Origin of the sequence: Massilia sp. UYP32, assembly GCF_050434365.1 — a bacterium.
Classification (GTDB): domain Bacteria; phylum Pseudomonadota; class Gammaproteobacteria; order Burkholderiales; family Burkholderiaceae_D; genus Telluria; species Telluria timonae.
On record NZ_JBNDIK010000019.1, the window covers coordinates 86,599 to 112,410 of the forward strand.

20 protein-coding genes are annotated in these 25,812 nt (G+C 67.0%); 11 read left to right on the forward strand and 9 right to left on the reverse strand.

All coding sequences use genetic code 11. The features are described 5' to 3' along the window. The gene (locus ABIB42_RS16225; protein WP_071361531.1) at window positions 1-768 is read right to left on the reverse strand and encodes a DUF2243 domain-containing protein; all 768 of its coding nucleotides are present in this window, start codon (window positions 766-768) and stop codon (window positions 1-3) included. A 10-nt stretch (window positions 769-778) separates the two neighbouring features. After that, window positions 779-1,096 carry a hypothetical protein gene (locus ABIB42_RS16230; protein WP_157225459.1) on the reverse strand — a complete coding sequence of 106 codons (318 nt, stop codon included), beginning with the start codon at window positions 1,094-1,096 and terminating at the stop codon, window positions 779-781. On the opposite strand from ABIB42_RS16230, the gene ABIB42_RS16235 reads away from it, so the two are divergent. After that, window positions 1,095-3,170 (forward strand): diguanylate cyclase, encoded by a 2,076-nt coding sequence (locus tag ABIB42_RS16235; protein ID WP_219861132.1) that lies wholly within the window; start codon window positions 1,095-1,097, stop codon window positions 3,168-3,170. The genes ABIB42_RS16230 and ABIB42_RS16235 overlap by 2 nt on opposite strands. A 36-nt stretch (window positions 3,171-3,206) precedes the next feature. Here ABIB42_RS16235 and ABIB42_RS16240 read toward each other — a convergent pair whose 3' ends face one another. Next, entirely contained in the window at window positions 3,207-3,761 is a 555-nt protein-coding gene (locus ABIB42_RS16240) for a porin family protein (RefSeq protein WP_005665609.1), read from the reverse strand. Window positions 3,762-4,273: 512 nt separating this feature from the next. Between ABIB42_RS16240 and ABIB42_RS16245 the strand changes: the two genes are divergently transcribed. The 4 genes from ABIB42_RS16245 to ABIB42_RS16260 all read left to right on the forward strand — a co-directional run bounded on the left by ABIB42_RS16245 (window position 4,274) and on the right by ABIB42_RS16260 (window position 8,136). Then, on the forward strand, window positions 4,274-5,254 hold the full coding sequence (locus tag ABIB42_RS16245; RefSeq protein ID WP_005665608.1) for a fumarylacetoacetate hydrolase family protein: 981 nt from the start codon (window positions 4,274-4,276) through the stop codon (window positions 5,252-5,254). A gap of 80 nt (window positions 5,255-5,334) precedes the next feature. After that, the gene (locus ABIB42_RS16250; RefSeq protein WP_005665607.1) at window positions 5,335-6,102 is read left to right on the forward strand and encodes a MipA/OmpV family protein; all 768 of its coding nucleotides are present in this window, start codon (window positions 5,335-5,337) and stop codon (window positions 6,100-6,102) included. A 50-nt stretch (window positions 6,103-6,152) separates the two neighbouring features. Beyond that, window positions 6,153-6,851: a response regulator transcription factor gene (locus ABIB42_RS16255; protein ID WP_005665606.1), complete on the forward strand. Its 699-nt coding sequence runs from the start codon at window positions 6,153-6,155 to the stop codon at window positions 6,849-6,851. Further along, window positions 6,844-8,136, forward strand: a complete 1,293-nt coding sequence (locus ABIB42_RS16260) for a sensor histidine kinase (RefSeq protein WP_005665605.1) — start codon at window positions 6,844-6,846, stop codon at window positions 8,134-8,136. The genes ABIB42_RS16255 and ABIB42_RS16260 overlap by 8 nt, the downstream gene beginning before the upstream one ends. On the opposite strand, the gene ABIB42_RS16265 is transcribed toward ABIB42_RS16260, so the two are convergent. The 6 genes from ABIB42_RS16265 to ABIB42_RS16290 form a co-directional block, all read right to left on the reverse strand. Continuing rightward, window positions 8,133-8,456 (reverse strand): hypothetical protein, encoded by a 324-nt coding sequence (locus ABIB42_RS16265; protein WP_005665604.1) that lies wholly within the window; start codon window positions 8,454-8,456, stop codon window positions 8,133-8,135. The two genes, ABIB42_RS16260 and ABIB42_RS16265, sit on opposite strands and share 4 nt — an antisense overlap. A 73-nt stretch (window positions 8,457-8,529) precedes the next feature. Continuing rightward, window positions 8,530-9,165, reverse strand: coding sequence for a hypothetical protein (locus ABIB42_RS16270; RefSeq protein ID WP_174348341.1), 636 nt, complete (start codon window positions 9,163-9,165; stop codon window positions 8,530-8,532). Between the two features lie 8 nt (window positions 9,166-9,173). After that, window positions 9,174-12,842, reverse strand: a complete 3,669-nt coding sequence (locus tag ABIB42_RS16275) for a tubulin-like doman-containing protein (RefSeq protein ID WP_005665600.1) — start codon at window positions 12,840-12,842, stop codon at window positions 9,174-9,176. A gap of 19 nt (window positions 12,843-12,861) precedes the next feature. After that, window positions 12,862-13,332 (reverse strand): hypothetical protein, encoded by a 471-nt coding sequence (locus ABIB42_RS16280; RefSeq protein WP_005665598.1) that lies wholly within the window; start codon window positions 13,330-13,332, stop codon window positions 12,862-12,864. 18 nt (window positions 13,333-13,350) lie between these two features. Continuing rightward, window positions 13,351-14,847 (reverse strand): hypothetical protein, encoded by a 1,497-nt coding sequence (locus ABIB42_RS16285; RefSeq protein ID WP_229409751.1) that lies wholly within the window; start codon window positions 14,845-14,847, stop codon window positions 13,351-13,353. A gap of 17 nt (window positions 14,848-14,864) precedes the next feature. After that, window positions 14,865-16,379, reverse strand: coding sequence for a hypothetical protein (locus ABIB42_RS16290; RefSeq protein WP_005665595.1), 1,515 nt, complete (start codon window positions 16,377-16,379; stop codon window positions 14,865-14,867). Window positions 16,380-16,616: 237 nt separating this feature from the next. On the opposite strand from ABIB42_RS16290, the gene ABIB42_RS16295 reads away from it, so the two are divergent. From ABIB42_RS16295 to ABIB42_RS16320, 6 genes are all read left to right on the forward strand, one after another. Further along, the gene (locus ABIB42_RS16295) at window positions 16,617-17,657 is read left to right on the forward strand and encodes a hypothetical protein (protein ID WP_005665593.1); all 1,041 of its coding nucleotides are present in this window, start codon (window positions 16,617-16,619) and stop codon (window positions 17,655-17,657) included. 122 nt (window positions 17,658-17,779) lie between these two features. Continuing rightward, the gene (locus ABIB42_RS16300) at window positions 17,780-18,895 is read left to right on the forward strand and encodes a sensor histidine kinase (protein WP_229409750.1); all 1,116 of its coding nucleotides are present in this window, start codon (window positions 17,780-17,782) and stop codon (window positions 18,893-18,895) included. A 76-nt stretch (window positions 18,896-18,971) separates the two neighbouring features. Then, window positions 18,972-20,411, forward strand: a complete 1,440-nt coding sequence (locus tag ABIB42_RS16305) for a serine hydrolase domain-containing protein (protein ID WP_005665591.1) — start codon at window positions 18,972-18,974, stop codon at window positions 20,409-20,411. Window positions 20,412-20,510: 99 nt separating this feature from the next. Continuing rightward, window positions 20,511-22,874, forward strand: a complete 2,364-nt coding sequence (locus ABIB42_RS16310; RefSeq protein ID WP_429248644.1) for a M1 family metallopeptidase — start codon at window positions 20,511-20,513, stop codon at window positions 22,872-22,874. A 92-nt stretch (window positions 22,875-22,966) separates the two neighbouring features. Then, entirely contained in the window at window positions 22,967-25,312 is a 2,346-nt protein-coding gene (locus tag ABIB42_RS16315) for a M1 family metallopeptidase (RefSeq protein ID WP_005665589.1), read from the forward strand. Beyond that, on the forward strand, window positions 25,309-25,803 hold the full coding sequence (locus tag ABIB42_RS16320) for a DUF6702 family protein (RefSeq protein WP_429248645.1): 495 nt from the start codon (window positions 25,309-25,311) through the stop codon (window positions 25,801-25,803). Before ABIB42_RS16315 ends, ABIB42_RS16320 begins: the two co-directional genes overlap by 4 nt. The last annotated feature ends 9 nt before the right edge of the window (window positions 25,804-25,812 follow it).

The window sequence follows — 25,812 nt, forward strand, 5'->3', positions numbered from 1 at the left end:
CTAGATCCGGCTCCAGTTGAAACAACCGGCCGGCGCGCCGCTGCCGCTCACCAGCAGCGCGCCGTGCCGGTACAGATCCCAGCGGCGCGCTTGCGGCACCGCCACCACCACCACGCCCATGGCGCGGTCGCTCCACACCAGCCGGCCGTCGACCGCGTCGAGCGCCGCGAACACCCCGCGCGGGCCGGCGCCGGGGTGGAACACGACGGTGGTCAGGTCTTGACCCGGCGGCGGCATCAGCGCCCAGGCGCCGGCGCCGACCGTGCCGGCGGCCAGCAGGGCCATCGCCGCGGTGGCGTTGCGCATCCCTTTGCCGCTACCGCCCCCTCCCTGGCGGCGCAGCCAGCGCCAGCCCAGCACCAAGGGCACGATGCCGAACACGGCCAGCCAGAGCAGATCCCACAACAGCGGATTCGGGCTGTCGATGCGGATGCGGTGGATACCGAGCAGCCAGTGCGACAGCAGCGCGTCGACCGTGTGCCAGACACCGAAGCCCACCAGCAGCGCACCCGCCAGCGGCCGGCCCCAGTCCACGCCACCACGCCGCTGCGCGCGCCACAGACCGACCAGGCCGGCCAGCGCGACGACGTACATCAGCAGGTGGAAGTAGCCGTCCCACAACACCTGCAGGCGCAGGTCGTCGATGCCGGGAACCAGGCTGAGCAGATGGTGCCACTGCAGGATCTGGTGCAGCAGGATGCCGTCGAAAAAGCCGCCGAGCGCAAAGCCCAGCGTCGCGCCCCACCTGGCCCATGGCGATCTCAACATATCCATCTCCTCAACGCTGTCCCGCAGCCAGTATAGAAGGTGAAGCGGAACGGCATCGCACCATTCCCTCAACAAATAAAGTGTGATTTTCTGATCGACGGTATATGTCGAAATACAACACTTCGTTCCATGCGGCAAGCATGCGCGGCGGACGGTTTGGCCTGGATTGGCGGGCTTTCTGGACAAATGGCAGGGGCTCGGCCATTGCTGCGCGAGCCTGTGTCATTTTTGTGACATTTAAAGAGAAAGTGAAATTTCTACTTTGCAACAGCCATATAATGGACCAAACAACTTCCGCCGGAACGACCGGCCCGACGAGAACCGGCATGTTGGCTGTCCTGCACCGCGCATTCGCGCGCTCCCGCTCCCACGCACTGGCGCTGGCCTTGTGCGCGGCATCGGCGTTGGCGTTCGCCGATGACGCCCTGTCGCTGGACCAGCGCATTGCCGAAATCCGCGAACTCAACCGCTTCGTGCCCGAGCGCGCCCTGCCGAAGCTGGAAGCGCTCGAGGCGCAAGCCCGCAAGGCGCCGCTGACGCAGCGCATCGAGTTCCTGAACCAGCTCGCCATGGCGCGCCACGGTCTCGGCCACCATGGGCAGTCCTTCGCGCTGGCCAACGAGCTGATTGCGCTGGGCCGTGAATACGATCATGCCGGCGCGCTGGCCAAGGGCCTCCTGATGCAAGGGTATTCCGCCTTCGCCCAGCATCGCCCGGGCGAGGCGCACCGCCTGGTCTGGGAAGCGGAAAAACTGGCCAACACCACCGACGACATCGACCTGCGCGTGCGCGCGGCCATCTCGTCGGGCGAATCGCATGCCGAGGAAGGCAATCTGCCGCGCGCCCTCGAACGGCTGCAGGGCGCGGCCGCGCTGGCGCGCGCGCAGGGCGAGCCGGTGCACGTGGTCATGGCGCTCAATTCGCTGGTACGCCTGTATGCCCAGATGCGCGAACCCGAGAAAGGCTTCGTCCTGCTCGACGAGGCGCTTGCCGCCGCCGAAAAAGCCAGGTCGCCCGGCCGCATGGCCACCATCCGGAACGCCGAGTACGGGCTGGCGATCGACACCGGCCAGCGCGAACGCGCGCTGCGCGCGCTGCAGGAAGGACTGGCGCTGGAACGCTCGATCGGCGCCAACAAGCGGGTCGTGGTGTCGCTGATCAACCTGTCGGATTTCTATCTCAAGACCGGGGACTTCAAGCACGCGGCAAGCTACGCCGAACAGGCGTTGGCGGCGGTGGGTCCGCTGAACGACCGCGCGCTGGACGCCACCGCACACCTGAACCTGGGCCAGGCCTATCTCGGCACCGGCCGCCTGGCCGAAGGCAAGCGCCAGATCGAGATGGGCATGGCCGGCTACGAGGAAATCGGCGACAAGCCGGAACTGCAGACCGCGCTGGTCGAATACGGCCTCGCGCTGGAACGCGCCGGCGACCTGGCCGGCGCGCTGCAAGCCTACCACCGCGAACGCAAGATCTCCAACGAGCTGTTCGAACGACGCCGCCAGCAGGCCATGCTCGACCTGCAGGAAAAGTACGAGGGCGACAAGAAGCAGCGCCAGATCGAGCTGCTGCGCAGCGAGAACCTGATCAAGTCGACCGAGATCGACAACCGCCGCCTGCAACAGCGCGTGTGGTGGCTGCTGGTGGCGGTGTTCGCGCTGGCGGCGACCGTGGTGGGCCTGCTGTACCGCAAGGTGCGCCACGCCAACGCCCAGCTGCACGAAAAGAACCGCGAACTCAAGCAGCAGAGCGTGCGCGATCCGCTGACGGGGCTGTACAACCGCCGTCACTTCCTCGAGTACATGCGCATGCCGCCGGAGGCCCAGGCATCGGGCGGTGCGCCGGGTGGAGCCCCGGGTGGAGCCTTATTCCTGCTCGACGTCGACCACTTCAAGAACATCAACGACACCTATGGCCACGCGGCCGGCGACGCGGTGCTGACCACGATCGCGGCGCGCCTGTGCGAAATCCTGCGCGAGACCGACATGATCGTGCGCTGGGGCGGCGAGGAATTCCTGGCCTATTTGCCGACGGCGCCGGCCGGCAAGGCCGGCTTGGACGAGGTGGCCGAGCGTATCCTGGGCGGCATCGGCGCGACCGTCGTCGACCATGGCGGCACGGCCCTGAGCGTGAACGTCTCGATCGGCTATGCGCCCTTCCCGCTGTCGGTGGGCAAGCAGAGCCTGGCATGGGAACGGGTGGTGAACCTGGTGGACATGGCGCTGTACCTGGCCAAGTCGCACGGGCGCAACCGGGCCTATGGCGTACGCGGCTTCGCCGACGACAGGCTGGCCAGCATCGATGCGATCGAACAGAACCTGGAGCATGCCTGGCGCGCCGGCCAGGTCGACCTGTCGGTCGTGATGGGAGAGCGCGAGCTGCCGCGCGCCGCGAACGGCTGAACGTCCGCGGCGCAGGGCTGGCGCAGGTCTAATGCATCAGAAGCCGTACTGCAGGCCCACCGACACGACGTCGGCCTTGGCGCCCATTTCCTTCTTCTTGCCGTAGCGTTCGTATTCGCCGAACAGCGCCACGTTCGGCGCCAGCGCGTACTGCACGCCCAGCGCGGCATAGGCGCCGGTGTCGCGATCGGTATAGCTGTCACCCATGAACGAGGTCTTGGTCTCGTTATACGATGCGCCCAGCTTGCCGTAGGCCGAGAGTTCGGCGTTCACCGGCATCGTGTACTTCGCCGCGGCATAGGTGCGCGAACTCTTCACCCGGGCGTCCGCGAATCCCGGCGCCCACGCGACGTTGAAGTCCTCGTTGCCGAAGCGCGAGTGGCCGACTTCCACCGCCCAGTTCTGGTCGATGTTATATCCGCCGAAGATCTTGCCGCCGGCTTGCCAGTCATCCGTGGTCTGGTTCTTGGCGCCGGAAACGGCGGCGCCGATATAAGGGCGCGACGCGCCGCCGTCGGCGACGACGGTCTGGGCTTGTGCGGAACCGATGGCAGCGACGGTGGCTGCGAGCGTGATCAGGATTTTTTTCATGATGTCCTCTGTCTGGTCTGGTTCGCAATTCCTCATTGAATTGCGTATTAGAAAGGTAGCACCAATGGCAAGCCGAGTTGAACCGTTGATGCGTAAGCGGTTGTAACGAATACCGGCTCGAACATTCGTCGACCGGACAGGTGCCGCGACTTGTCGCGACATTGCGCGCCGTTCGCCGCACGTTCCGTGCCGATCGGGCATATGCATTGCGTTACCTCTGGATACAACTTGGCGATGATCCCTTGCCTGAGCGGCGCCAGAGCGCCCGGCGAAGATCGGATATGCACGACAACGTCGCGACATCGCCTCGCTACGATGCCGGCTCGTTCATCACCTGGAGTCCACCATGTTCCGCCTTCGTACCGTCCTTTCCAGCGCCAGCCTGGCGCTCGCCGCTGCTACTACGCCGGCGGCGCCGCCGGACGCCGCCGCCCCGACGCTGGCGCCCCTCGCGCAGGCCCATACCTTCGCCCAGGTGCGCCAGGGGGGGGCGGGTCCACACCCTGCTGGCATTGAAGCTCGGCGCCGGCAAGCTCACCGCCATCGACCTGAGCGCGGTCAGCGGCTCGTACAGCCCCGACGCCTTCGACGTCATCAACCGCTTCGATGCCGCCGCCCTCGACGGCCTGGCGCGGCAGGCACAGGGCCCCGTCAGCCATCCGCTCGAGCGCCTGCTCGGCGTGGGGCCGCGCGGCCTGGCCCACATCGCCGCCGGCACCAATTACCCGGCGCACGGCAAAGAGGTCGGCATGCACGAAGCCTTCCTGTTTCCCAAGCTGTCCGCGGCCGGCGCTCCCCGCGCGAGCGTCGCCGCCGTCCCCGGCGCCCTGCTGGACTACGAGGTGGAAGTGTGCGCGCGCTTCGACCGCGAACTGCGCTCGGGCGCCGATTTCGACGCCGCCCGCAAGGGCTTCTTCCTGTGCGGCGACTTCTCGGACCGCGCCACGCTGGTGCGCAACATCAACCTGGCCAATCCCGCCTCCGGCGACGGCTTCGCCGACGCCAAGAGCGGGCCTGACCGCTTCCCGGCCGGCGCCCTGCTGGTGGTGCCGCGCGACTGGAAGGCCTTTCTGCAGGGCGTCACCATCGCGACCCACGTCGACGGCCGCCAGCGCCAGCACGCCCGGGCCGGCGACATGATCAAGGACCTGCGCGCGATCGTGACCGAGACGCTAGGCGAGGCGACAAGCCGCACCTGGTCGTATGCGGGCGGCCGCATCCCGATGGTCGCACGAAAGGCGATCGGCACCGAGAGCGCGGTGCTGACCGGCACCGGCGATGGCGTGGTGTTCCAGGAGCCCGCGCCGGACGTGATCAAGGCGGTGATGGGCGCAAAGGACCGCGCAGCGCAACTGGCGCAGATCGAGCGCTACCTGGCCAGCGAGGCCGCCAAACGCATCTATCTGCAACCCGGCAACCGGGTGCGCCATTCGAGCAACTACCTCGGCTGGATCGACGCCGCCGTCGTCGCGGCCGGCGCGCCTTCAAAATAAGCCGCCGCGCCAACGACATTTCATCGACACGCCTGCCGCATAGTGCAGGCACGCATTCACGACCATCGACAGGACTATCCATGAAGCCTCTTTTCCTCTTCGCCACCCTTCTTGCCATTTCCAGCCTCGCCAGCGCGCAGCAACCGTCGCGCTGGGGCCTGGGCGTCGGCGCCGCCGTCTCGGACTCGGTGTATGCCGGCGAAGGCACGCGCGTCACGCCTTTCCCGCTCGTGTCCTACGAGGGCGAGCGCTTCTACTGGCGCGGCATTCAAGGAGGCGCCCACCTCGTCAAGCGCGGCGGCTTCGCCCTCGACGCGACCTTGTCGGCCCGCTTCGACGGCATCGACAGGGACGATTTCGGCGTGCTCGAGCTGGCCGAGCGCGGCATCGACCGCGCCTTGCTGGAAGACCGCGACGACGCCTTCGACCTGGGCCTGGCCGCCAGCTGGCGCGGCGCGCTGGGCCAGCTCGACTTGGGCGTCAAGGGCGATGTCACCAGCGCCAGCAAGGGGATTGAAGTCAACCTGAGCTATGGCTATCCGTTCCAGTGGGGCGCCATGCGGATCACGCCGAACGTCGGCGTGTCGCACCTGTCGAAGAAGCTGGCCAATTACTACTACGGCACGCTGCCCGGGGAAGTCGCGCGCGGCGTGGCCAGCTACCAGCCGGGCAGCGCGGCGGTGGCCCGCATCGGCGTCGACGTGGTGCGCCCGTTCGCCGGCAACTGGGTCTTCATCGGCAATGTCGGCTACCGCAAGCTGCCGACGAAGCTGTCGGACAGCCCGCTGGTGGAGAAGGACAAGGACGGCTCGGTGTCGGCCTTCATCGGCTTCAGCCGCGGCTTCTAAGGTTTGGTGCGATACTGCTCCGGCCATTTCAACCGACCTCGTTGCGCCCCATGATCAAGCAGCCCCTGAGCATACTCATCATCGAAGACAACGCCGGCCTGGCGGCGAACATCTACGACTACCTGGAAGCCTGCGGACACCATTCCGACGCCGCGCCGGACGGCGAATCGGGCCTGGGGCTGCTGGCCATCAACCGCTACGACGCCATCGTCCTCGACTGGATGATGCCGCGCATGGACGGCATGACCATGCTGGGGCGGCTGCGCCAGGAAATGAAGTCGCGGATACCGGTGATCGTCCTCACCGCGAAGGACCAGCTCGAGCACAAGCTGCACGGCTTCCTGACCGGGGCCGACGACTACGTGGTCAAGCCGGTGGCGCTGGCCGAGCTGGAAATCCGCCTGCGCGTGCTGGTGCAGCGCACGCGCGGCGCCGTGGCCGAATCGCAGGTGCTCGAAGTGGCCGACCTGCGCTTCGATCTCGGCACGCTCGAGGTGAGCCGCGCAGGCAAGGTGGTGGCGATGACGCCGGTGCGGCGCCAGCTGCTCGAACTGCTGATGCGCCGCTCGCCCGCGCTGGTGCGGCGCGAGGAACTCGAAACCCTGATCTGGAAGGACGACGTGCCCGACACCGACGTCCTGCGCTCGCACATGCACATGCTGCGCAAGGCGGTCGACGGCGAATCTCCGCGCAAGCTGCTCAAGACGATCGCGGGCAGCGGCTACCGGCTGGGGCTATCGGATGAATAGGCGCATCCGCGGCATGTCGAGCCTGCAGCGCAAGATCAGCGCCATCTTCGTCCTGTTCTTCCTGACCATGGCCCTGGGCCTGACCGTCCAGGGCAACCTGAGCCAGCACCTGATCGTGCATCCCTTGTGGGAGGAACTGCTGGAATCGAGCACCGCCCGGATGCGCGCGGGCGGCAAGCCGGCGCCCGGCGAGGAACAGCCGCCGACGGGCCTGGTCCGCGGCTGGCGCCTGGGCGCCGGGCCGATTCCGGCCGACATGCCGCCCTATTTCGCCGCGCTGCGGCCCGGCTACTACGACGAAGAGCGGATGGACAGCTACGAGTCGGATCTCAGCCATGCGGTGCTGGTGACGCCGGTCGGCGACGGCGAACGCATCGTGATGGCGGTCGACATCACCGACCTGGAAAACTACCAGAACAATATGGCCCTGGTCAGCGTGCTGATCGCGGTGCTGAGCGCCGCGATGATCGCCGGTTCGATCGCCTGGGTCTACCGCAGCCTGCGGCGGCCGATCGGCGTGCTGGCCCAGCGGATGGAAGAACTCGATCCCGAGCAGCCGTCGCAGCGCCTGGCGACCGACTTCGCCCTGAGCGAACTGCACGACATCGCCGTCATCGTGAACGGCCACCTGGAACGGGTCGAGCGCTTCATCGAGCGCGAACGCAGCCTGCTCGACCAGGCCAGCCACGAATTCCGCACGCCGATCGCCGTCATCGCCGGCGCCGTGGACGTGCTCAAGCTGCATGACCTGCCGCCGGCCGCCGGCGCCCCGCTGGCGCGCATCGAATCGACCGCCGAGAACCTCACCGAGATCATGGCGGCGCTGCTGTTCCTGTCGCGCGAGGACGGCAAGGCGCCGCTGGAGACCACGCGGCTCGATGCGCTGCTGCTGGCGCTGATCGACGACCACCGGCATCTACTGGACGGCAAGGACGCGCACTTCGTCGTCGAAGCCCTGGAACCCCTGACGGTGAACAGCCCGGAAGCGATCGCGCGCATCGTGGTGGGCAACCTGCTGCGCAACGCGGCCGAGAACAGCTACCAGGGCGCCATCCGCATCAACCTGGTCGAGGGGCGCCTGAGTATCCAGGACAGCGGCGCAGGTTTCGACACGGTGGCCGCCGCGCGGCGCTACACGCAAGCGCTGCGCACCTCGGCCAAGCAGGGTGGCGGCCAGGGCCTGGGGCTGTTCCTGACGCGCCGGGTGTGCGAGCGCTTCGGCTGGACCTTGGCGATCTCGTCCGACCCCGCGCACGGCACGCTGGCGGAGATGACGTTTATTTAATCGTCTTCCCTGATCTCGTCCGCCTGTTCCTGGATCTTCTCGCCGGCGCGTTCCACCGACTTGCCGACTTCCTCGGTCGCGCGGTCCAAGCCGCGGCTGGCTTCCTCGGTCGCGTCCCTGACCTTGTCGCGCGCCTCGTCGACCGCGTCGTCGACCCTGGCCAATTCGTCCTGCACCGAATCGGTGACCTTGGCGCTGGCATCGTCCAGCGCCTTGCCGATGCGTTCCGCCGGCCCGGCGCCGTCCTCGTCGCGGCTGCAGCCGGCCAGCGCCATGAGCATCACCGGCACCAGCAGCGCCCTTGTCATGCTTGCCTTCATTCCCTGCTCCTTGCGGTTTTCTCGACGCCTTGCATGATACACCGGGCCATCCGGCGTGGATGTGCTTACAGCTTCATCCGCCGCGCTTCGGATCGGCCAGCGGATGGCTGCGCCGGCGCCGCTCTTCGCGCGTGCAGGCGGCGGCTGCGGCATTGAGCGCATCCTGCACCTTGCGCAGCTGCGCTTGGCTCGCGCGCGTCTTGCGCAGCGCGATCAGTTCGTCCTGCGCCTCCTTCGGCTTGCATTCCTTCGCCAATGCGATCGCCGATGTCATGCGGCGCTCGATGCGCGCCGCCGTCGGCTTGGTCAGCATCCAGGCCAGCCATAGCAGGCCGAGCGCGATCAGCCACCAGCGCAGGCGGATCGGCTTGCGCGCTGGAGCGGCCGGACGGGGCGCCGCACTCGGGCGGATGGGCGGCGCTGCCGGTGGTGGGGGCGATCTGGGCGGTGCCGGCGGCACTGGCGGTGCTGGCGGTGCTGGCGGTGCTGGCGGCGCTGGCGGCGCTGGTCGCGGAGCCGCCGCAACCGGGGCTGGCGGGGGAGCGGCGGCCGGCTCCGGCCGTTTCGCCAGGCTGGGCGCCGGCGGCGCGATCGGCGCGGCGGCCGCCTGCTGCGCCGTGCCGCACCAGGGACAGAATGCGACCCGGCGCGGAAAGGCGCGTCCGCAGCCGACGTTCACGCAGCGAAAGGTGGACAGTGCTTGCTCCATGCCTGTTCCTAGTCCGGATCCGGCACGCCGTCGTCGGGATCGGGTATCCCGTCATCGGGCGTGCGGCCTAGCGCAGTTGCCAACTCGGGCAGCTCACCCACCGTGCTCCACTTGCCGATCTTCGGATGCCAGCGCATGTCCCAGGCGCGGGTGGCGTGGTCGATCTCGCCGCGCGCGGCCTGCTGCGCGACCTCGTCGACCGTGAACGGCCCGCGCTGGGCGCCGCCGATGAACAGCTTGAAGCGTGGCGTCGCGGTCGGCAGCGGTGGCGGCGCGACCGGACGCGGCGCCAGCGCCTGCGCCGCCGCTTCCTCGTCCGCCAGCAGCGCGGGCAGGATCACGCGCTTGTCGACCGCGCGCTCGACTTCCCAGCCGTAGGCGTCCTGGCTCGAGCCGGGAACGGCCTCGGTCCAGCGCTCGACCTGGCCCAGCAAGGCCTCGATGCGCGCCGGCCCCAGGGCCGGGTCCAGCGCCTGCGCGCGCCGGATCCAGCTGTCGTACAGGCGGCGCGCGGTGATGTTCGGCAGCGAGGGCGATGGCAGCTGGGCGCCAGTCTCGTCGACTTCGAGGCGCGGTTCGTATACGCGCAGCTGGTAATAGCGCATCAGCGCCGCCAGCAGCATCAGCCGCTGCGGGCCGAGATGCGCCAGGCGCGCCTGGACGGCCGCGATGATCCCCTCGCGATAATAAGGCGGCAGGCCGTTGGAGCGGATCGCGAACTCGTTGCCGACCTGGAGCCATTCGCCGGACCCCGCTTCGACCTCGAACAGGTACTGGCCACGCGGCTGGAAAGCGGCCTCGCGGTCGCCCAGCTCCGCTTTGCGCCGGATGACGCCGAGCGCGATCGCCTGCAAATACCACTCGTAATCGTCGGCCAGCCGTCCCAGCTCGTCCATCGACGGCGAGATCGGATGGCGAAAACGCGTGGCGTCGAAATGCAGGTGGGTCGGGATCTTCGGGTTCTCGATCTGGTACGAGGCGCGCCAGGTCGGCAGGCCGCGCAGCACCGTCATCGGATAGCCGGACAGCTCGATATAGCACACCGCCCTGCCGCTCACTCCGGTGTTGACGATCGACACCAGCTCGCCATGGAAGTAACCGGTCGGCACGGCGGCGCGGATCTCGGCCTCCATGCGCCGCCACGACACGGGATCGCCCACGCCGATGAAGCACTTGAACTGGTCGGCGTTCGGCGTGAACTCGGCCGAGAAGCGCGCATTCACCCACGGCATCGCGCTGCGGATCCACTCGGCGAAAATGCGCTGGCGCTCCTGCGGCGACAGGGTCGATAAACGTTCGAGCAGCGGATCGGCGCTCTCCTGCTGATCCAGCCCCTGGCTGGACAGCTGCAACTGCGCACGGCGGAACAGCTTGAGCAGCAGCTCGGCGCGCAGGCGTTCGTCGCCCAGCTGCGGAAACAGGCGCGCCGAACCGCCGAATTCGAGCAGCACTTCCTCGCTCCAGATGCTGGTGTCGCCGGTAAGTCTCACCGGCGCCGGCGTCGTCTCGACGCCGAGCTTGATCGTGGTCGCATGTTCCTGGCGCGCGTCGGCGCGCAGTTGCATGATGCGCTGGTCCACCGCCCCGAGCATCGCCTGCACGGCGCGCCGGCCTTCCTGGAATTCGCCGGCGATGCCGCTCCACTGCGCATGGCCGTGTTCATCGGTGGATTGCGGATCGCCCAGCCAGCCGGATAGCGAGCGCATCACTTCGATCGCCTGGCCGGCCGCCACCGCGAGCAGGTGGAAGCGCAGGTAATCGGCCAGGTCGCGCTTGAGGTGGCCCATCACTTCGCGCGCCTGCGGCTCCTTGCCGAACAGGCGAACGGCGGCCTGGCCCAGGTTGTTCAGCGATTCCTCGACCTGGCGCGTGCGCAGCGCGTCGCGGATGTCGCGGTAGCGGCGGCCATTGCGCTCGGCATGCGCCAGGTCGCGCTGCGCCAGGCGCGCCTTGACCTGCTCCAGCAACGACAGCACGAATTCCAGCCCGCCCTGGCGGCGGTCGTCGAGCAGGGCGTACAGGCGCTCGCGCACCCTGCCCTTCACGCGGTTCGTCAGTTCGCCGGTATGGCGCTTGATGCGGTCTTCGCTGGTCTCGGCGGTGGCGCCGGCCTCGCGGATCGCGTCGCGTTCGAGCTGCGGCAGCAGTTCTGACACTTTTTCGCGCCACAGCTTGACGTCGTAGGACGCCATGATGCGGTCCATCTCGAGCTGGACCCGGCTTTCCACGCGCTCGAGCAGCGAGCGGCCGTCGCGGTCCTGCAGCAGCGCGGTCGTCAGCGCGTACTCGGTGAACGGCGTGACGTCCACCGAACCCTTGCGCAGGTCGGGGAACTCGTCGAACGGCCGCTCGGCCATTTCCATCTGCTCGCGCATGAAGGCGTCGCGCTCGGCGTCGCCGGCGCGCCGCGCCGCATTGTTCCCCGCATTGTTCCCCGCATTGTTCCCACTTACGCCATCGCTGCCGGCCAGGCCGAAGAAGGCCTTCACCATCAGCGCCGCCAGTTCATAGGCGCGGATGTCTTCGTGCAGGCTTTGCTGGGTGTCGAGCACCGACTGGCCGAAGCTGGAATACGCCTTCGAGTACGACAGCCGCATGTCGCCGAAGCGCGCCTCGGGCACGCGCGGGTTGTACGGACCCAGCTTGTGCTGCTGCTGGTTGACCGCCACCGAGCGCTTGCGGTTGGCGAAGTCCGCCGAGGCGAAGTCTTCGAACAGCGTGTCGGCCACCATCTGGTAGACGTCCTTGACGTCGAGCGTGGCCTTATTGGCCAGGTTGGCGGTGTCGACGAAATACACGTCGTCGTAGGGCGCGCCGCGGCCGGCGATGCTATCCGGGTCCAGCCACGTGATATTGGCGTTCATGTCGCGCATCGCCGTCTCGAGTTCCATCAGGGTGGCGTAGGCATTCGCTTCGGTGCGCTCCTTGTTGGCCTTGGCGAAACCGGACGGCATCAGCAGCACCAGGTCGACCTGGCTGTCGGACACTTCCTGGCGCGCGATCGCCTTCGACAGCCAGCCCAGGTCGAGCACGCTGCCGGCGCCAGTGCCGCCGGCGGCGGAGGCGACGACCACGATCCTGAATTTCGAGGTGTCGACCTGCAGCCCGAGGCGCTGGTAATTCTCCTTGCGCTCGATGCCGGCATTGCTGCTCAGGTAGTTCAGCGCGCCCTTGATGCGGCCGCGCAGCTTCGGATACTTGTCGAACAGGTAGAGCCGCGCCAGCGCGCGGATCTGGCCCGCGCCCTTCGACGGATCGATGCCGAGCGAGCGCAGCTTCTTGGGCCGCAGCGGCATCCAGCTCTCGATCAGCGGAAAGCGCGCCAGGCTGTCGTCGGACTCGTGGTATTGCGGCAGGTCGAGCGGCTCGACCAGGCGTTCCTCGTCGGAGAGGCGCACCAGTTCGTACCAGGGATCGGTGCGCTGCGACTTGCCCTCGTCGATCACGGCATTGCTGTCCAGGTCGAAGTGCAGGAAGCGCGCCACCGGGAAGTCGGCGATCGATTCGACCCGGGTCGGATGGCGCCGGTTCCAGACCGCCGCCAGGATGCGGCGCCGGATACGCATCATGACTTCCATGCCGGTGCCGCCGGCGCCGATGAACAGGGTCGGCCGCAGGTCGACCTTCAGTTCGGCCGGGCGGCTGTTGATGCTCGACGGGTTCGGGAATTCTGCCATGGTGTGGAAACTCCCTTTGTTAACGACGGCCGATGAACAGTGACGCGACCAGCGCCACCAGGCCCACCGCCACCAGCGGGCCGGTGACGGCGAAGGTCAGGAAGCGGCTGGCGTTGATGATGGCCAGCACCGCCGCCGCCGACAGGAAGCCGAGGCCGACGAACAGCAGCCAGCCGGCGTTGCCGGCCGAGGAAGGCGCCACCCGTTTGCGCACCAGATGGTGGACATAGGCGCCGCGCACGAAGAAGTAGACGCTGAGCAGGATCAGGAACACGATGCCGCCGATCGCCAGGTCGCGGTCGGAAGTATCGGCGACCGGCAGAGTGTGCGGGTCGACCGGCATCACCTCGACCGGACGGGTGGCGGTATCTGGCAGGGTCTGAGGCATGGTCTGCTGAACTGCGTCCTGCGGCGAAGCCGATTCCTCCGGCAGCTTGAAGCCGGGATCGGCGGGCGATGGAGCATCTGTCGGTGGCTGGGCTGCCTGCATGGTCTTTTTCCTTCCTTGTTATGGGCGGCCGAGCCGCACGTGCGCGCCTTCGCGCACATCGAGCAGCCGATGGCCGAACAGCGTTGTCTTCAGTTGCGCGACCTGCTCGCCATGGCGGTCATGAACAGGCTGGGTGGTGCCGGGGCGGCCGCGCAAGGTGCGCGCTTCTTCATCCACCAGCACCTGGGCCGTGCGCGGCCTGGTCCAGGCCCAGGCGCCGGCGGCGAGCAGCGCCAGCAGCGCCAACAGGCCACCCACGAGCGCCAGCAGCGGTCCCATGCCATAGTGGACGCGCACCTCCACCGGCAGCACCGCCGTCGACGCCTGCACCCGCGCCGGCGGGATGAAGATATCCGGCAGCGGGTCGCCCGGGAACAGCGCCGCCATGCGCTGGCGGAAGGCCTGCGACAGCGCCAGCTTCTGGTCGGCCAGGTGCAATTCGATCCGGCCCGGCAGCACGTAGGCCGAGCCCGCGGACTTGAGCGCGGCCAGCGACCATTTGTCGGGCATCTGCGCCACCGGCAGCGGCATTCTCGAACCCAGCGGCGCCGGCTGTCCGGGCGCCAGCGCGCGCACGCGCTGGGTATCGAGCACGATCGGATGGCTCTCGCCGGCAAGCAGGGAGCGCGCGCTCAGGGTGGCGGATCCGATCGTGTACGGATACATCGTGTTTTCCAGGTTCCACTCGATGCGCGCCTGCGGCGTGCGCGCATCGGAAGCGACGTCGGCGCGCAGCACGCCGCCCGCATCCGCGGCGAACGTGACGCCGGGCGCATTGACCACGCGGCGCGGCGCGAGCCGCACCGTGTCGCGGTCGAGCGGCTTGAGGCGCGCCGGCGGCTCGGTGATCACCCGGGCGATGCGTCCGGAGGCCAGCAGCGCATCGAGCGCCGCCGCGCCTTGCGGCCCGACCGCGAAGGCGTACACCATCAGTCCGTTTGCGCTGTAGTGCTTGCCCTGGACCGGCATGCGCAGCGGGAAGGCCAATGCCTTCGTGATCGCGTCGCCGCCGTGGATCAGCGCATAGAATTCGCGGTTGCGCGCGGCCGTGGCCTGGTCGTTGTCGGGGCTGTTGCGGTTGTTCGTCACCAGCCAGACGATGCCGGGCCGGCCCTGGAGCACCTGCCCGGTCGCGGCGCGCACCGCTTCGCCCAGGTCGGTGTCGGCCAGCGCAGCGCCGCCGGGCTTGCGCGCCGTGTCCAGGCTGGCGATGGCCTGCGCCACGCGCGCGCGGACCGGTTCCTCGCCTGCCTTGAACGACAGCAGCGCGCGCGGCGACGGCGCCCCCTCGCGGGCCTGATTGAAGCTCGCCAGCACCAGCGCATCTCCCGGCTGGACCACGCTGCCCGCCAGCGCCGCCACCAGCGGCTTGAAGGGCGACCTGGGATCGCTGTAGAACGGCTCCATCCAGCCGGAGTTTTGCACCAGGAAGACGTGCGGCACGGAAGGCGACGCAGCTGCGGCGCACAGCGGCGCGCCGGCCAGCAGGGCCGCCGCCAGTGGACGTGCGATCATCTTCATCATCGTCGTGATCACAACGGCTCGTCCAGGCGCCAGCCGCGCATCTGGTTCCAGTCGGGATGGTGCAGCCACAGGCAGCCGCCCGCCACCACCGGCACGCACTCGAGCGGACGGGCCAGGCGCGCGATCTCGTCCAGGATCACGTTGCGGCGCCCGATCCACTCCACCGTGGTGCGTGGAATGACGCGCGCAGGCGTGCTCACGTCTGCTCCGGTCCCCAACGCTTCTTCGGCGCGGAAGTTCGCCTTGTGAAAGCGCAGCACCAGGCCGCTCGGCTGGCTGCGGTTGTTGTTGAAGCTGCGCAGCAGCGGCAGCACCAGCGTGTCGTCGTGGTGCGGGTCTTCGACGTGCTCGTTCGACCACGGCTCGTCCAGCACCGGATGCCCGCGCCGGAACAGGAAGTTGGCGAAGCCCAGGCGCGCGCCGTCGATCGCCATGCGCGCCGGCAGGTGATCGGGGCCGGCGCCGAGTTCGAGGTAGGAATAACCCTGCCCATCGTGCCCGATCTGCCACAGGCGGCCGTCGCGGCTCTGGGTCGGCCCGCCAAAGTCCAGGCGCGGTTGCCAGTGCAGCGGCCATGGAGAAAATTGCGGCGCCTCGCCCGGGCGCCAGGTGAGCTGGCCCTGGGCGTGGAGCCAGAACAGGCGGCCGTCGTAGCCGAGCGGACGGCTCCAGCCGCCCGCCGGCGCATCGGGACATGCATACTCCTGCGCTTCATCGATGTCGAGGCGCATACTCCACAGGCGCACGCCATCGATGCCGCCCGCGAGGCAGGCCAGGTGGCGTCGCATGAGGCCGGGCGCGGCCACGATGGGCGCGGCCAGCATGCTCTCGGTGCGGTAGGTTTCGCTGACCGGGTCGATCCAGAGCCGCTGCAGGCCGTCCAGGCCGGGGACCACGCCGGCCTCGCCGCGGCGCGGGTCCAGCGCCGGGATCCAGGCGTGGCTGGAGGCGGTGAACACCAGGCTGGCGGCGCCCGCTTCGGGCGTGAGCACATGCCAGCTTCCGCCCAGCGGATCCCAGTACTGCAGCACCCCACGGGTGTGGGCCAGCGCCAGCAGGCGCTCGCCGGGAAAGCCGAAGCCTGCGGCGGCGAACACCGAACAGGCGTTGGGCGGCGCCGGCATGGTCAGGTCAAAGCGACCGGGCGTCGGTGCGGCCGGCCGTTCTTCGAGGCTGTCGCCAAGCGGCAGTGACGTGACCGGCAAGCCGTGCGGCACGTGGCGCGGCAGCACGTCGTCGCCGCCCGGGCCCCACCATCCGCGCACACGCGCCGGCGCGCCACCCAGGCGCAACAGCGGACGCCCGCAGCGCGGACAATAGGCGAATCCTTCGGGATAGATCGGAGAACAGCGACAATCGAGGGGCAGCGAGGCGCCGAGCACGTGGGCGACGTCGGGCAGGCGCCGGCGCGCGCGGCCCTGCCAGTCGACCGGGCCCAGGCCCGCGCTGGCGAGCAGGGCGAACTCGCCGCTTGCCTCGTCTTCCTGCCAGATGCTGGCAGGCGTTTCCCATCTGTACGCCATTGCTACCTTTCGCTCTGCCAAATAATTTGTTGAAACGGATTGGGCTCTCAGTCTTTGCTATTGCTCAAATGATAGCTCCGCGAACTGTCGCGCGGCGCGCCGTTCACGAGGTAGCGTCGCGCGATCCCGGACGCATCAATAATCGAACTCATCGCGTGCCCAGGCGGGGAACTTTCGGCATACCTACGTATAATGGCCGCCTGCCATTCCACCTTTTGTTGCCCTCCCGATTCCGCCATGACCGCCGCAGATCCCCACGCCGACCTCCCTTCGCACGCCATCGATGCCGCCACTAAACATCTGCATGACGTGCTGACGATCGCGCTCGAACACGGTCCGGGGGAGCGCGCGCTGGTGGTGTACGACACCCGCACCGGACTTTCTCGCGCCCTGCTCGAAGGCTACCGGCGCAACCTGCCGCAGGCGACCTTCATCGACTTCGACGGCGTGACGCCGGAAGCGGTGCTGGCGGCGTTTCGCACGATGGCGACGGGTGAGCTGGTGGTGCTGCTGCAATCGTCGAACTTCCGTCTCGACGGCTTTCGCATGCGGGTCGAGCTGTTCAAGCTCGACCTGAAGGTGATCGAGCACGTGCACCTGTCGCGCATGCCGGGCATCCAGGGCGAGCACTACATCGACGCCCTGGCCTATGATCCGGCGTACTTCCGCGGCACCGGCCGCGCGCTCAAGGAACGCATCGACCGCGCGCCGCACGGCCGCGTGGTCGGCGGCGGCGAGACGCTCACCTTCGCCTCGCCGTTCGAGCCGGCCAAATTGAACATCGGCGACTACAGCGACATGAAGAACGTCGGCGGCCAGTTCCCGATCGGCGAGGTGTTCACCGAAGCGCTCGACCTGGAAGCGGTGCACGGCCGGGTGCAGATCCACGTGTTCGGCGACACCAGCTACCGCTCGAACCGCCCGGACGTGCCGGTGACCCTGGTGATCGAGGCCGGCCGCGTGGTCGCCACCGAGAACGCGACGCCGGAATTCCAGCAGGTGCTGGACAATATTCGCGCGGACGAAGGCGAAGTCTGGGTGCGCGAGCTGGGCTTCGGCCTGAACCGCGCCTTCACGCGCGAGCTGCGGGTGGACGACATCGGCACCTACGAGCGCATGTGCGGCATCCACCTGTCGCTCGGTGCCAAGCATGGCGTGTATCCGAAGCCCGGCTTCAAGCGCAAGGATGCGCGCTACCACATCGACGTGTTCGCGGTGACCGATGCGGTCTGGCTGGGCGAGGAAAGGGTGTACCAGGACGGGTGCTGGCTGGCCTGAAGCAACGCTTCCAGGCCGCGACCTGCATGCTATGATGGGATTTTCATTCCGTCTTTTGCACCATGCCGGATTCGCTTTCCAGCCATGTGAGGGAAATCCAGTCCATCGCTGCCGTGCCGCGCATGCTGGAAACCGTCGCTGCCCTCACCGGCCTGCGCTTTGTCTGCATCGCCCACGTCACCGCGACCAGCTGGACCACTTGCGCTGTGTACGACCAGCTGGGATTCGGCCTCGTCCCCGGCGCCCAGCTTGACGTCACCACCACGCTGTGCGAAGAAGTGCGCGAGACCAGGGCGACCATCGTCATCGACTGCGTCCGCGACAGCGACTGCTACCGTGACCACCGCACCCCGCGCATCTACGGCTTCCAGAGCTATTTTTCGATTCCGATCTTTCGTCCTGACGGGTTCTATTTCGGCACCTTGTGCGGCCTCGATCCAGAACCGAGGAAGCTGAGCGAAGGCGCCATCGTGCCGGCCCTGACGCTGTTTGCCGAACTCATTTCGCACCAGCTCGAGACCGAACGCTCATTGAACGCGACCCGCTCGGCCCTGCTGTCCGAGCGCGAAACGGCGGAGCTGCGCGAACAGTTCATCGCGGTGCTGGGCCACGACCTACGCACACCGCTGGGTGCGATTCTGGGCGGCGCCGAACTGTTGGCGCGCCGCCACGACGATCCGGTCACCAGGAAGGTGGTGGAACGGATGCGAAGCAGTGCACTGCGCATGACCGGGCTGGTCGACAACGTTGTCGATTTCACGCGCGGGCGCATGGGGTCCGGGCTGGCCCTCGATCTATCCCGGCACAACGACGTAGACCTGGTGCTCGATCAGGTGGTCGACGAACTGCGCGGCGTATATCCCGATCGCGCGATCACCAGCAGCATCGCGCGCGGCATCGACTTGCGCTGCGATCCGCAGCGGCTGGCGCAGCTGCTGTCCAATCTGCTCAAGAATGCGCTGGTGCATGGCGACCCAGCACATCCAATTGCGGTCGAAGCAGGCATTGACGACGCCGGCTTCATTCTCGTGGTAAATAACAGGGGGCCGCAACTCGGTCCGGACATCATCGCCCAGCTCTTCAAGCCTTACTGGCGCGCTATTTCGCGCCCCGGTGACGAAGGCCTGGGACTGGGCCTGTACATCGTCGACCAGATCGCCCGCGCCCACGGCGGCGCCATTGCGGTGCAGTCCGACCACGAATGCACCACCTTCACCTTCAGCATGCCGGCCGCATAAAATCCGTCCGTCGCTTGTTCGCCCCGTCCGGCATCTTCATACTGTTGACCATTTGTCCACATCATATGGAGAGCCCATGTTTGTCAAGCAGCCTGCCGCACCGCGTCTGCGTTCCCTCCTGATTGCCAGCCTGGCGACGTTCGCCACCCCCTTCGCCCATGCCGATGACGCCGCCATCGCCCGCATCGAAGCCGGCCTGCGTCCGGCCGTCGCACTGGCGAACGCAGCGGTCAAGACCGAAAGCCTGCAGGACGCGATGACGCGCCTGAAGGTGCCGGGCGTGAGCGTGGCCGTGATCAAGGACGCCAAGGTCGCCTGGGCCCGCGGCTATGGCGTGGCCTGGATCGGCGGGCCGGCGGTCACGCCGCAGACCCTGTTCCAGGCCGCCTCGGTGAGCAAGCCGGTGGCCGCCATGGCCGCCCTGCGCATGGTCGAACAGGGCAAGCTCGATCTCGACGCCGGCATCGACACCGCCCTCACCTCATGGCGCCTGCCGGAGGGCAAAGGCAAACCCAGTGTGCGCCAGCTGCTATCGCATACGGGCGGCATGAGCGTGTCGGGATTCCCCGGCTACGCCGCGGGCAAGCCGGCGCCGACGCTGGTGCAGGTGCTGGATGGCGCCTGGGCCGCCAATACCAAGGCGATCAGGGTGGATGCGGCGCCCGGATCGGCATTTCGTTATTCGGGTGGCGGTTATACGGTGCTTCAGCAGGCCATGATCGATCGCAGCGGCAAGCCCTTCGACGTGCTGCTGCGGGAATCGGTCCTGGCGCCGCTGGGCATGAGCGACAGCAGCTTCTCGCAGCCGCTGCCGGCGACCTTGCAGGCACAGGCCGCCCGCGCCCACGACAAAGACGGCAAACCCTACCAGGGCGGCGTCCACACCTACCCTGAGCTGGCGGCAGCGGGACTCTGGACCACGCCGCAAGACCTGGCCAGATTCGCGATCGCGATCCAGAACGGCGCGGCAGGCGGCGACAACGGCGTGATCTCCCCAAGCATGACGCGCACCATGCTCACCCCGGTCATGAACGACTACGCATTGGGCCTGCATATCCAGGACAAGGGCAAGGGCTTCGGCCATAACGGCAGCAATATGGGCTTCAAGGCCTTGATGGTCGCATCGACCGAAGGTGGCGATGGCGCGGTGATCCTGACCAACGGCGACAATGGCGGACCACTGGCGGACAGCCTGGTGCGCGCCATCGCCCACGAGTACAAGTGGTCCTTCAACCAGACCCGCCTGCGCCCGGCGGTCGAACTGGCGCCAGGGCAGAAGAAGGCCCTGGTCGGCAAATACCAGATCGAAGGGCTGGGCGGCTTCGAGATCGCCGAGCGCGAAGGCCGGCTGATGATCGCCAACCGCGACGCGCCATGGGAGCCGCTGTATGCCGAATCCGACAAGGTGCTGTTCATCCTGTCGCGTCCGATCGAGCTGCATCGCCTTGACGCCGACAGCGGCGTGTCGGTGCTGGGAGCCTCCTCCCGCCCGTACAAGCGCGTCGGCGGCCGGTAGGAATACTTATATTTCAGGATTTTTACAAATCCCTTGAGCAGTTGATTAATATCAGGATTAGAATTCTTTTCTAATATCAACTACAGATCCAGGGGAATCATGTTTCGTTTGCCTATCGGCGTGGCAGCGCTATGCCTTGCCACGTCGGCGTTCGCAGCCGCGCCCTTCGACGACAAGTTCCGCCAGCTCGACGAACTCCTGCCAACGCCTGGCGCGATCCGCACCGCTTCCGGCGCCCCGGGCCACGCCTACTGGCAGCAGCGCGCCGACTACACGATCCGCGCCACGCTCGACGAGAACAAGCGCGCGCTCACCGGCGCCGGCACGGTGACCTACCATAACAATTCCCCGGATACCCTCAAGTATCTGTGGCTGCAGCTGGACCAGAACATCTACAAGCCGGGTTCGGACGCGCGCCAGAGCGCCACCCTCCCCTCGCGCAACGCCTGGACCGGCGCCACGCCGCAGACGGGCCTGAAGTTCGACGGCCTGCGTTCGCTGCTCGAGCAGCGCACCTTCCCCGGCGGCTTCGACATCCTGGCGGTGAAGGATGCGAACGGCCGCGCGCTGCCGCACACCATCAACAAGACGATGATACGGATCGACCTGCCGCAGCCGCTCAAGCCCGGCGCGCGCGTGACCTTCAGCGTCGACTGGCGCTACAACATCAACGAGCAGAAGGTGCTGGGCGGGCGCGCCGGCTACGAGAAGTTCGACGACAACAACGACCTGTTCGAGATCGCCCAGTGGTTCCCGCGCATGGCCGCCTACTACGACGTCTACGGCTGGCAGCACAAGCAGTTCCTGGGTTCGGGCGAGTTCACGCTCGAATTCGGCGACTACGACGTGCGCATCACCGTGCCGGCGGACCACGTGGTCGCGTCGACCGGCGAGCTGCAGAACCCGGGCGACGTGCTGACCGCCGCCCAGCGCGAGCGCCTCAAGCAGGCGCGCACGGCAAAAAAGCCGGTCATCATCGTGACCCAGGCCGAGGCCGAAGCGGCCGAGAAGGCGCGCAGCGCGGTGAGCAACGGCGCGACGAAAACCTGGCACTTCAAGGCGAAGAACGTGCGCGACTTCGCGTTCGCCTCGAGCCGCAAGTTCATCTGGGACGCGCAAGGGGTCAAGAGCGGCGACGTCGACGTGCTGGCGATGTCCTACTACCCGAAAGAGGGCAATCCGCTGTGGGAGAAATATTCGACCCAGGCGATCATCCACACCATCGAGCAGTACAACAAGTATTCCTTCGACTACCCGTATCCGACCGCGATCTCGGTCAACGGCCCGGTGGGCGGCATGGAATACCCGATGATCTCGTTCAACGGTCCGCGGCCAAGCAAGGACAAGAAGACCGGCGAGATCACCTATTCGCAACGCACCAAGTATGGCCTGATCGGCGTGATCATCCACGAGGTGGGCCACAACTACTTCCCGATGATCGTCAACTCGGACGAGCGCCAGTGGACCTGGATGGACGAAGGCCTGAACACCTTCGTGCAATACCTGGCGCAGCAGGCCTGGGAAGAGAACTGGCCGGACAGCCGCGGCGAGCCGCGCCGCATCACCGACTACATGAAGAGCCGTAACCAGGTGCCGATCATGACCAACTCGGAGTCGCTGCTGCAGTTCGGGAACAACACCTATGCCAAGCCGGCCGCCGCGCTGAACGTGCTGCGCGAGACGGTGCTCGGCCGCGAACTGTTCGACTTCGCCTTCAAGGAATACGCCCAGCGCTGGAAATTCAAGCGCCCCACCCCGGCCGACTTCTTCCGCACCATGGAAGACGCGTCCGGCACCGACCTCGACTGGTTCTGGCGCGGCTGGTTCTACACCACCGACGCGGTCGACGTGAGCGTGGACGGCATCACCGAATACACGGTCTCGAGCCAGGATCCGGAGGTCGAGAAGGCCCTGCAGCGTGCGCGCCGCGCGGAGGAACCGGTCTCGGTCACGAGGCAGCGCAACGAGGGGATGGCGCGCCGCGTCGATGCGCATCCGGAGCTGAAGGACTTCTACAACGAGAACGACGACTTCACCGTCACCAACAAGGACCGCAACCGCTACCAGGAAAAGATGGCCGGCCTGGAGGACTGGGAAAAGGCGCTGCTCAAGGAAGGCAAGCACCTGTACCTGGTGGACTTCACGAACGTGGGCGGGCTGGTGACGCCGCTGGTGGTCGAGATCGAACTCAAGAGCGGCAAGAAGACCATCGAACGGATTCCGGCCGAGGTGTGGCGTTATTCGCCGGCGAAGATCACCAAGCTGTTCGTGACGGACGAACCGATGGTGGGGCTGACCCAGGATCCGTACTGGGAGACGGCCGACGTCGATGTCAGCAACAACAGCTGGCCACGCAAGGCCACGCCGTCGCGGCTGGAGCTGTTCAAGACCGAGCGCGATCCGAACAACCTGATGCGCGACTTTAATACGAAGCTCAAGACGGAAGGGGCTTCCGGTCAGTGACCGAGTACTGATCCTGTTGTAGAACGCGTGGACGGCCTAGCCGTCCACCCTACGCCGGCGCCTGCCGGTGTTTTACTTTCTGTTGTCACCACATGAATCTCAAGCACCTGCAGGCGACCATCGCCGCCCTCGTTCTTTCCGCCTCCGCCAGCGCCGCCGGCCCCGTCTTCGACGACAAGTTCCGCCAGCTGGAGGAACTGCTGCCGACGCCGGGCGAGACCCGCAACGCGGCCGGCGCGCCCGGCCACAAGTACTGGCAGCAGCGCGCCGACTACCGGCTGCGCGTGACGCTCGACGAGAACAAGCGTTCATTGAGCGGCTCGGGCACCGTGACGTACCATAACAATTCGCCGGATACCCTGTCCTACCTGTGGGTGCAGCTGGACCAGAACATGTTCCGCAACGATTCGGATAACCGCAATATTTCCACCTTGCCGTCGCGCGACGCCTGGCAGCCGCGCGGCAACGATGGCGTCAAGTTCGACGCCCTGCGCTTCACGCTCGAGGCGCGCAAGTTCGACGGCGGCATCCACATCGCCAGCGTGACCGGCAGCGACGGCAAGCCGCTGCGTCACACGATCAACAAGACCATGATGCGGATCGACCTGCCGCAGCCTTTGAAGCCCGGCGCGCGCACCTCGTTCGACGTGGCCTGGAGCTTCAACATCCCCGAGATGAACGTGCTGGGCCGCCGCATGGGCTTCGAGCGCTTCGACGACGGCAACGACATCTTCGAAATCGCGCAGTGGTTCCCGCGCATGGCGGCCTACTACGACGCGGCCGGCTGGCAGAACGCGCAATACCTGGGCGACGGCGAGTTCACCCTCGAATTCGGCGACTACGACGTGCAGATCACGGCCCCCGCCGACCACGTGGTGGCGTCCACCGGCGAACTGCAGAACCCGGGCGACGTGCTCACCGCGGTCCAGCGCGAGCGGCTCAAGCAGGCGCGCACGGCGAACAAGCCGGTCATGATCATCACCCAGCCGGAAGCCCAGGCGAACGAAAAAGGCCGCGCCACCGGCACCCGGACCTGGCGCTTCAAGGCGCAGAACGTGCGCGACTTCGCCTTCGCCACCAGCCGCAAGTTCATCTGGGATGCGCAAGGCATCAAGAGCGGCAAGCAGGACGTGATGGCGATGTCCTACTACCCGGCCGAGGCCAATCCGCTGTGGGAAAAATATTCGACGCCGGCCGTGATCCACACCATCGAACAGTACAACAAGTATTCGTTCGACTACCCGTATCCGGTCGCGATCTCGGTCAACGGCCCGGTGGGCGGCATGGAATACCCGATGCTGTCGTTTAACGGGCGCCGTCCGGTGAAGGACGCCAAGACCGGCGAAATGACGTATTCGAAGGCCGCCAAGTATGGCCTGATCAGCGTGATCATCCACGAGGTCGGCCACAATTACTTCCCGATGATCGTCAATTCGGACGAGCGCCAGTGGACCTGGATGGACGAGGGCATGAACAGCTTCCTGCAGTTCCTGGCCGAGCAGGCCTGGGAAGAAAACTACCCGTCGCGCCGCGGCGAGGCGCGCGACATCGTCTCGTACATGCGCAGCACCAACCAGGCGCCGATCATGACCAATGCCGAGTCGACGCTCCAGCGCGGCAACAACGCCTACGCCAAGCCGGCCACGGCCTTCAATATCCTGCGCGAGACCATCCTCGGCCGCGAACTGTTCGACTTCGCCTTCAGGGAATACGCCGAACGCTGGAAGTTCAAGCGCCCGACCCCGGCCGACTTCTTCCGCACCATGGAAGACGCGTCCGGCACGGACCTCGACTGGTTCTGGCGCGGCTGGTTCTACACCACCGACGCGGTCGACATCAGCGTCGACGGCATCACCGAGTACACCGTCAGCAGCCAGGATCCCGAGGTCGAGAAGGCATTGCGCCGCGAGCGCGCCAACGGCGAACCGGTGTCGGTCATGGACCAGCGCAACAAGGGGATGGCGCGCCGCATCGACGCCCATCCCGAGCTGAAGGACTTCTACAACGAGCACGACGAGTTCACGGTCACCAACAAGGACCGCAACAAATACCAGGAAACCATGGCCGGCCTGGAGGACTGGGAAAAGGCGCTCCTCAAGGAAGGCAAGCACCTGACCCTGGTCGACTTTGCCAACAAGGGCGGCCTGGTGATGCCGCTGATCGTCGAGATCGAACTCAAGAGCGGCAAGAAGATCATCGAGCGCATTCCGGCCGAAGTATGGCGCTATTCGCCGAAGCAAATCACCAAGCTGTTCGTCACCGACGAACCGATCGTGGGCCTGACCCAGGATCCGTTCTGGGAAACCGCCGACATCGACACCAGCAACAACAGCTGGCCGCGCAAGACCGCGCCGTCGCGCCTGGAGCTGTTCAAGACCGAGCGTGACCCGAACAACCTGATGCGCGACATGAAGACGCCATTGAAGGGCGCGCAATGACAGTGCGCGGTTTCAAGACGCTGTGCCTCGCCCTGCTGCTGTGCGTCAGCACAGCGGCGAGCGCGCACCGCTTCCACTTCGGCATGACCGACATCTCGTACAACGAGCGCACCAGGAGCACCGAGATCGTCCACACCTATACGGCGCACGACATCGACGCCCTGCTGCTGAACCTGTACCAGCGCCAGTTCGACCTCTCCGACCCGGAAGACCAGGACGTGCTGCGCCAGTACGTCGAGCGCCACTTCTGGCTCGCCGGCCCGGATGGCAAGCGCCTGCCGGCCAAATGGATCGGCATGACGGTCGACGCCAACAGCGTCGTCATCTACCAGGAACTCGACAACACGCCGCTGACCCGCGCGGCCACGATCCGCCAGGGCGTGCTGAACGACTTCCTGCCCGAGCAGGTCAACACCGTCAACCTGGGCGCGGGCGGCGCAGTCCGTTCCCTCACCTTCACCCGCCAGGCGCTCGAGCAGCCGGCGCAGTAAAAAACACCT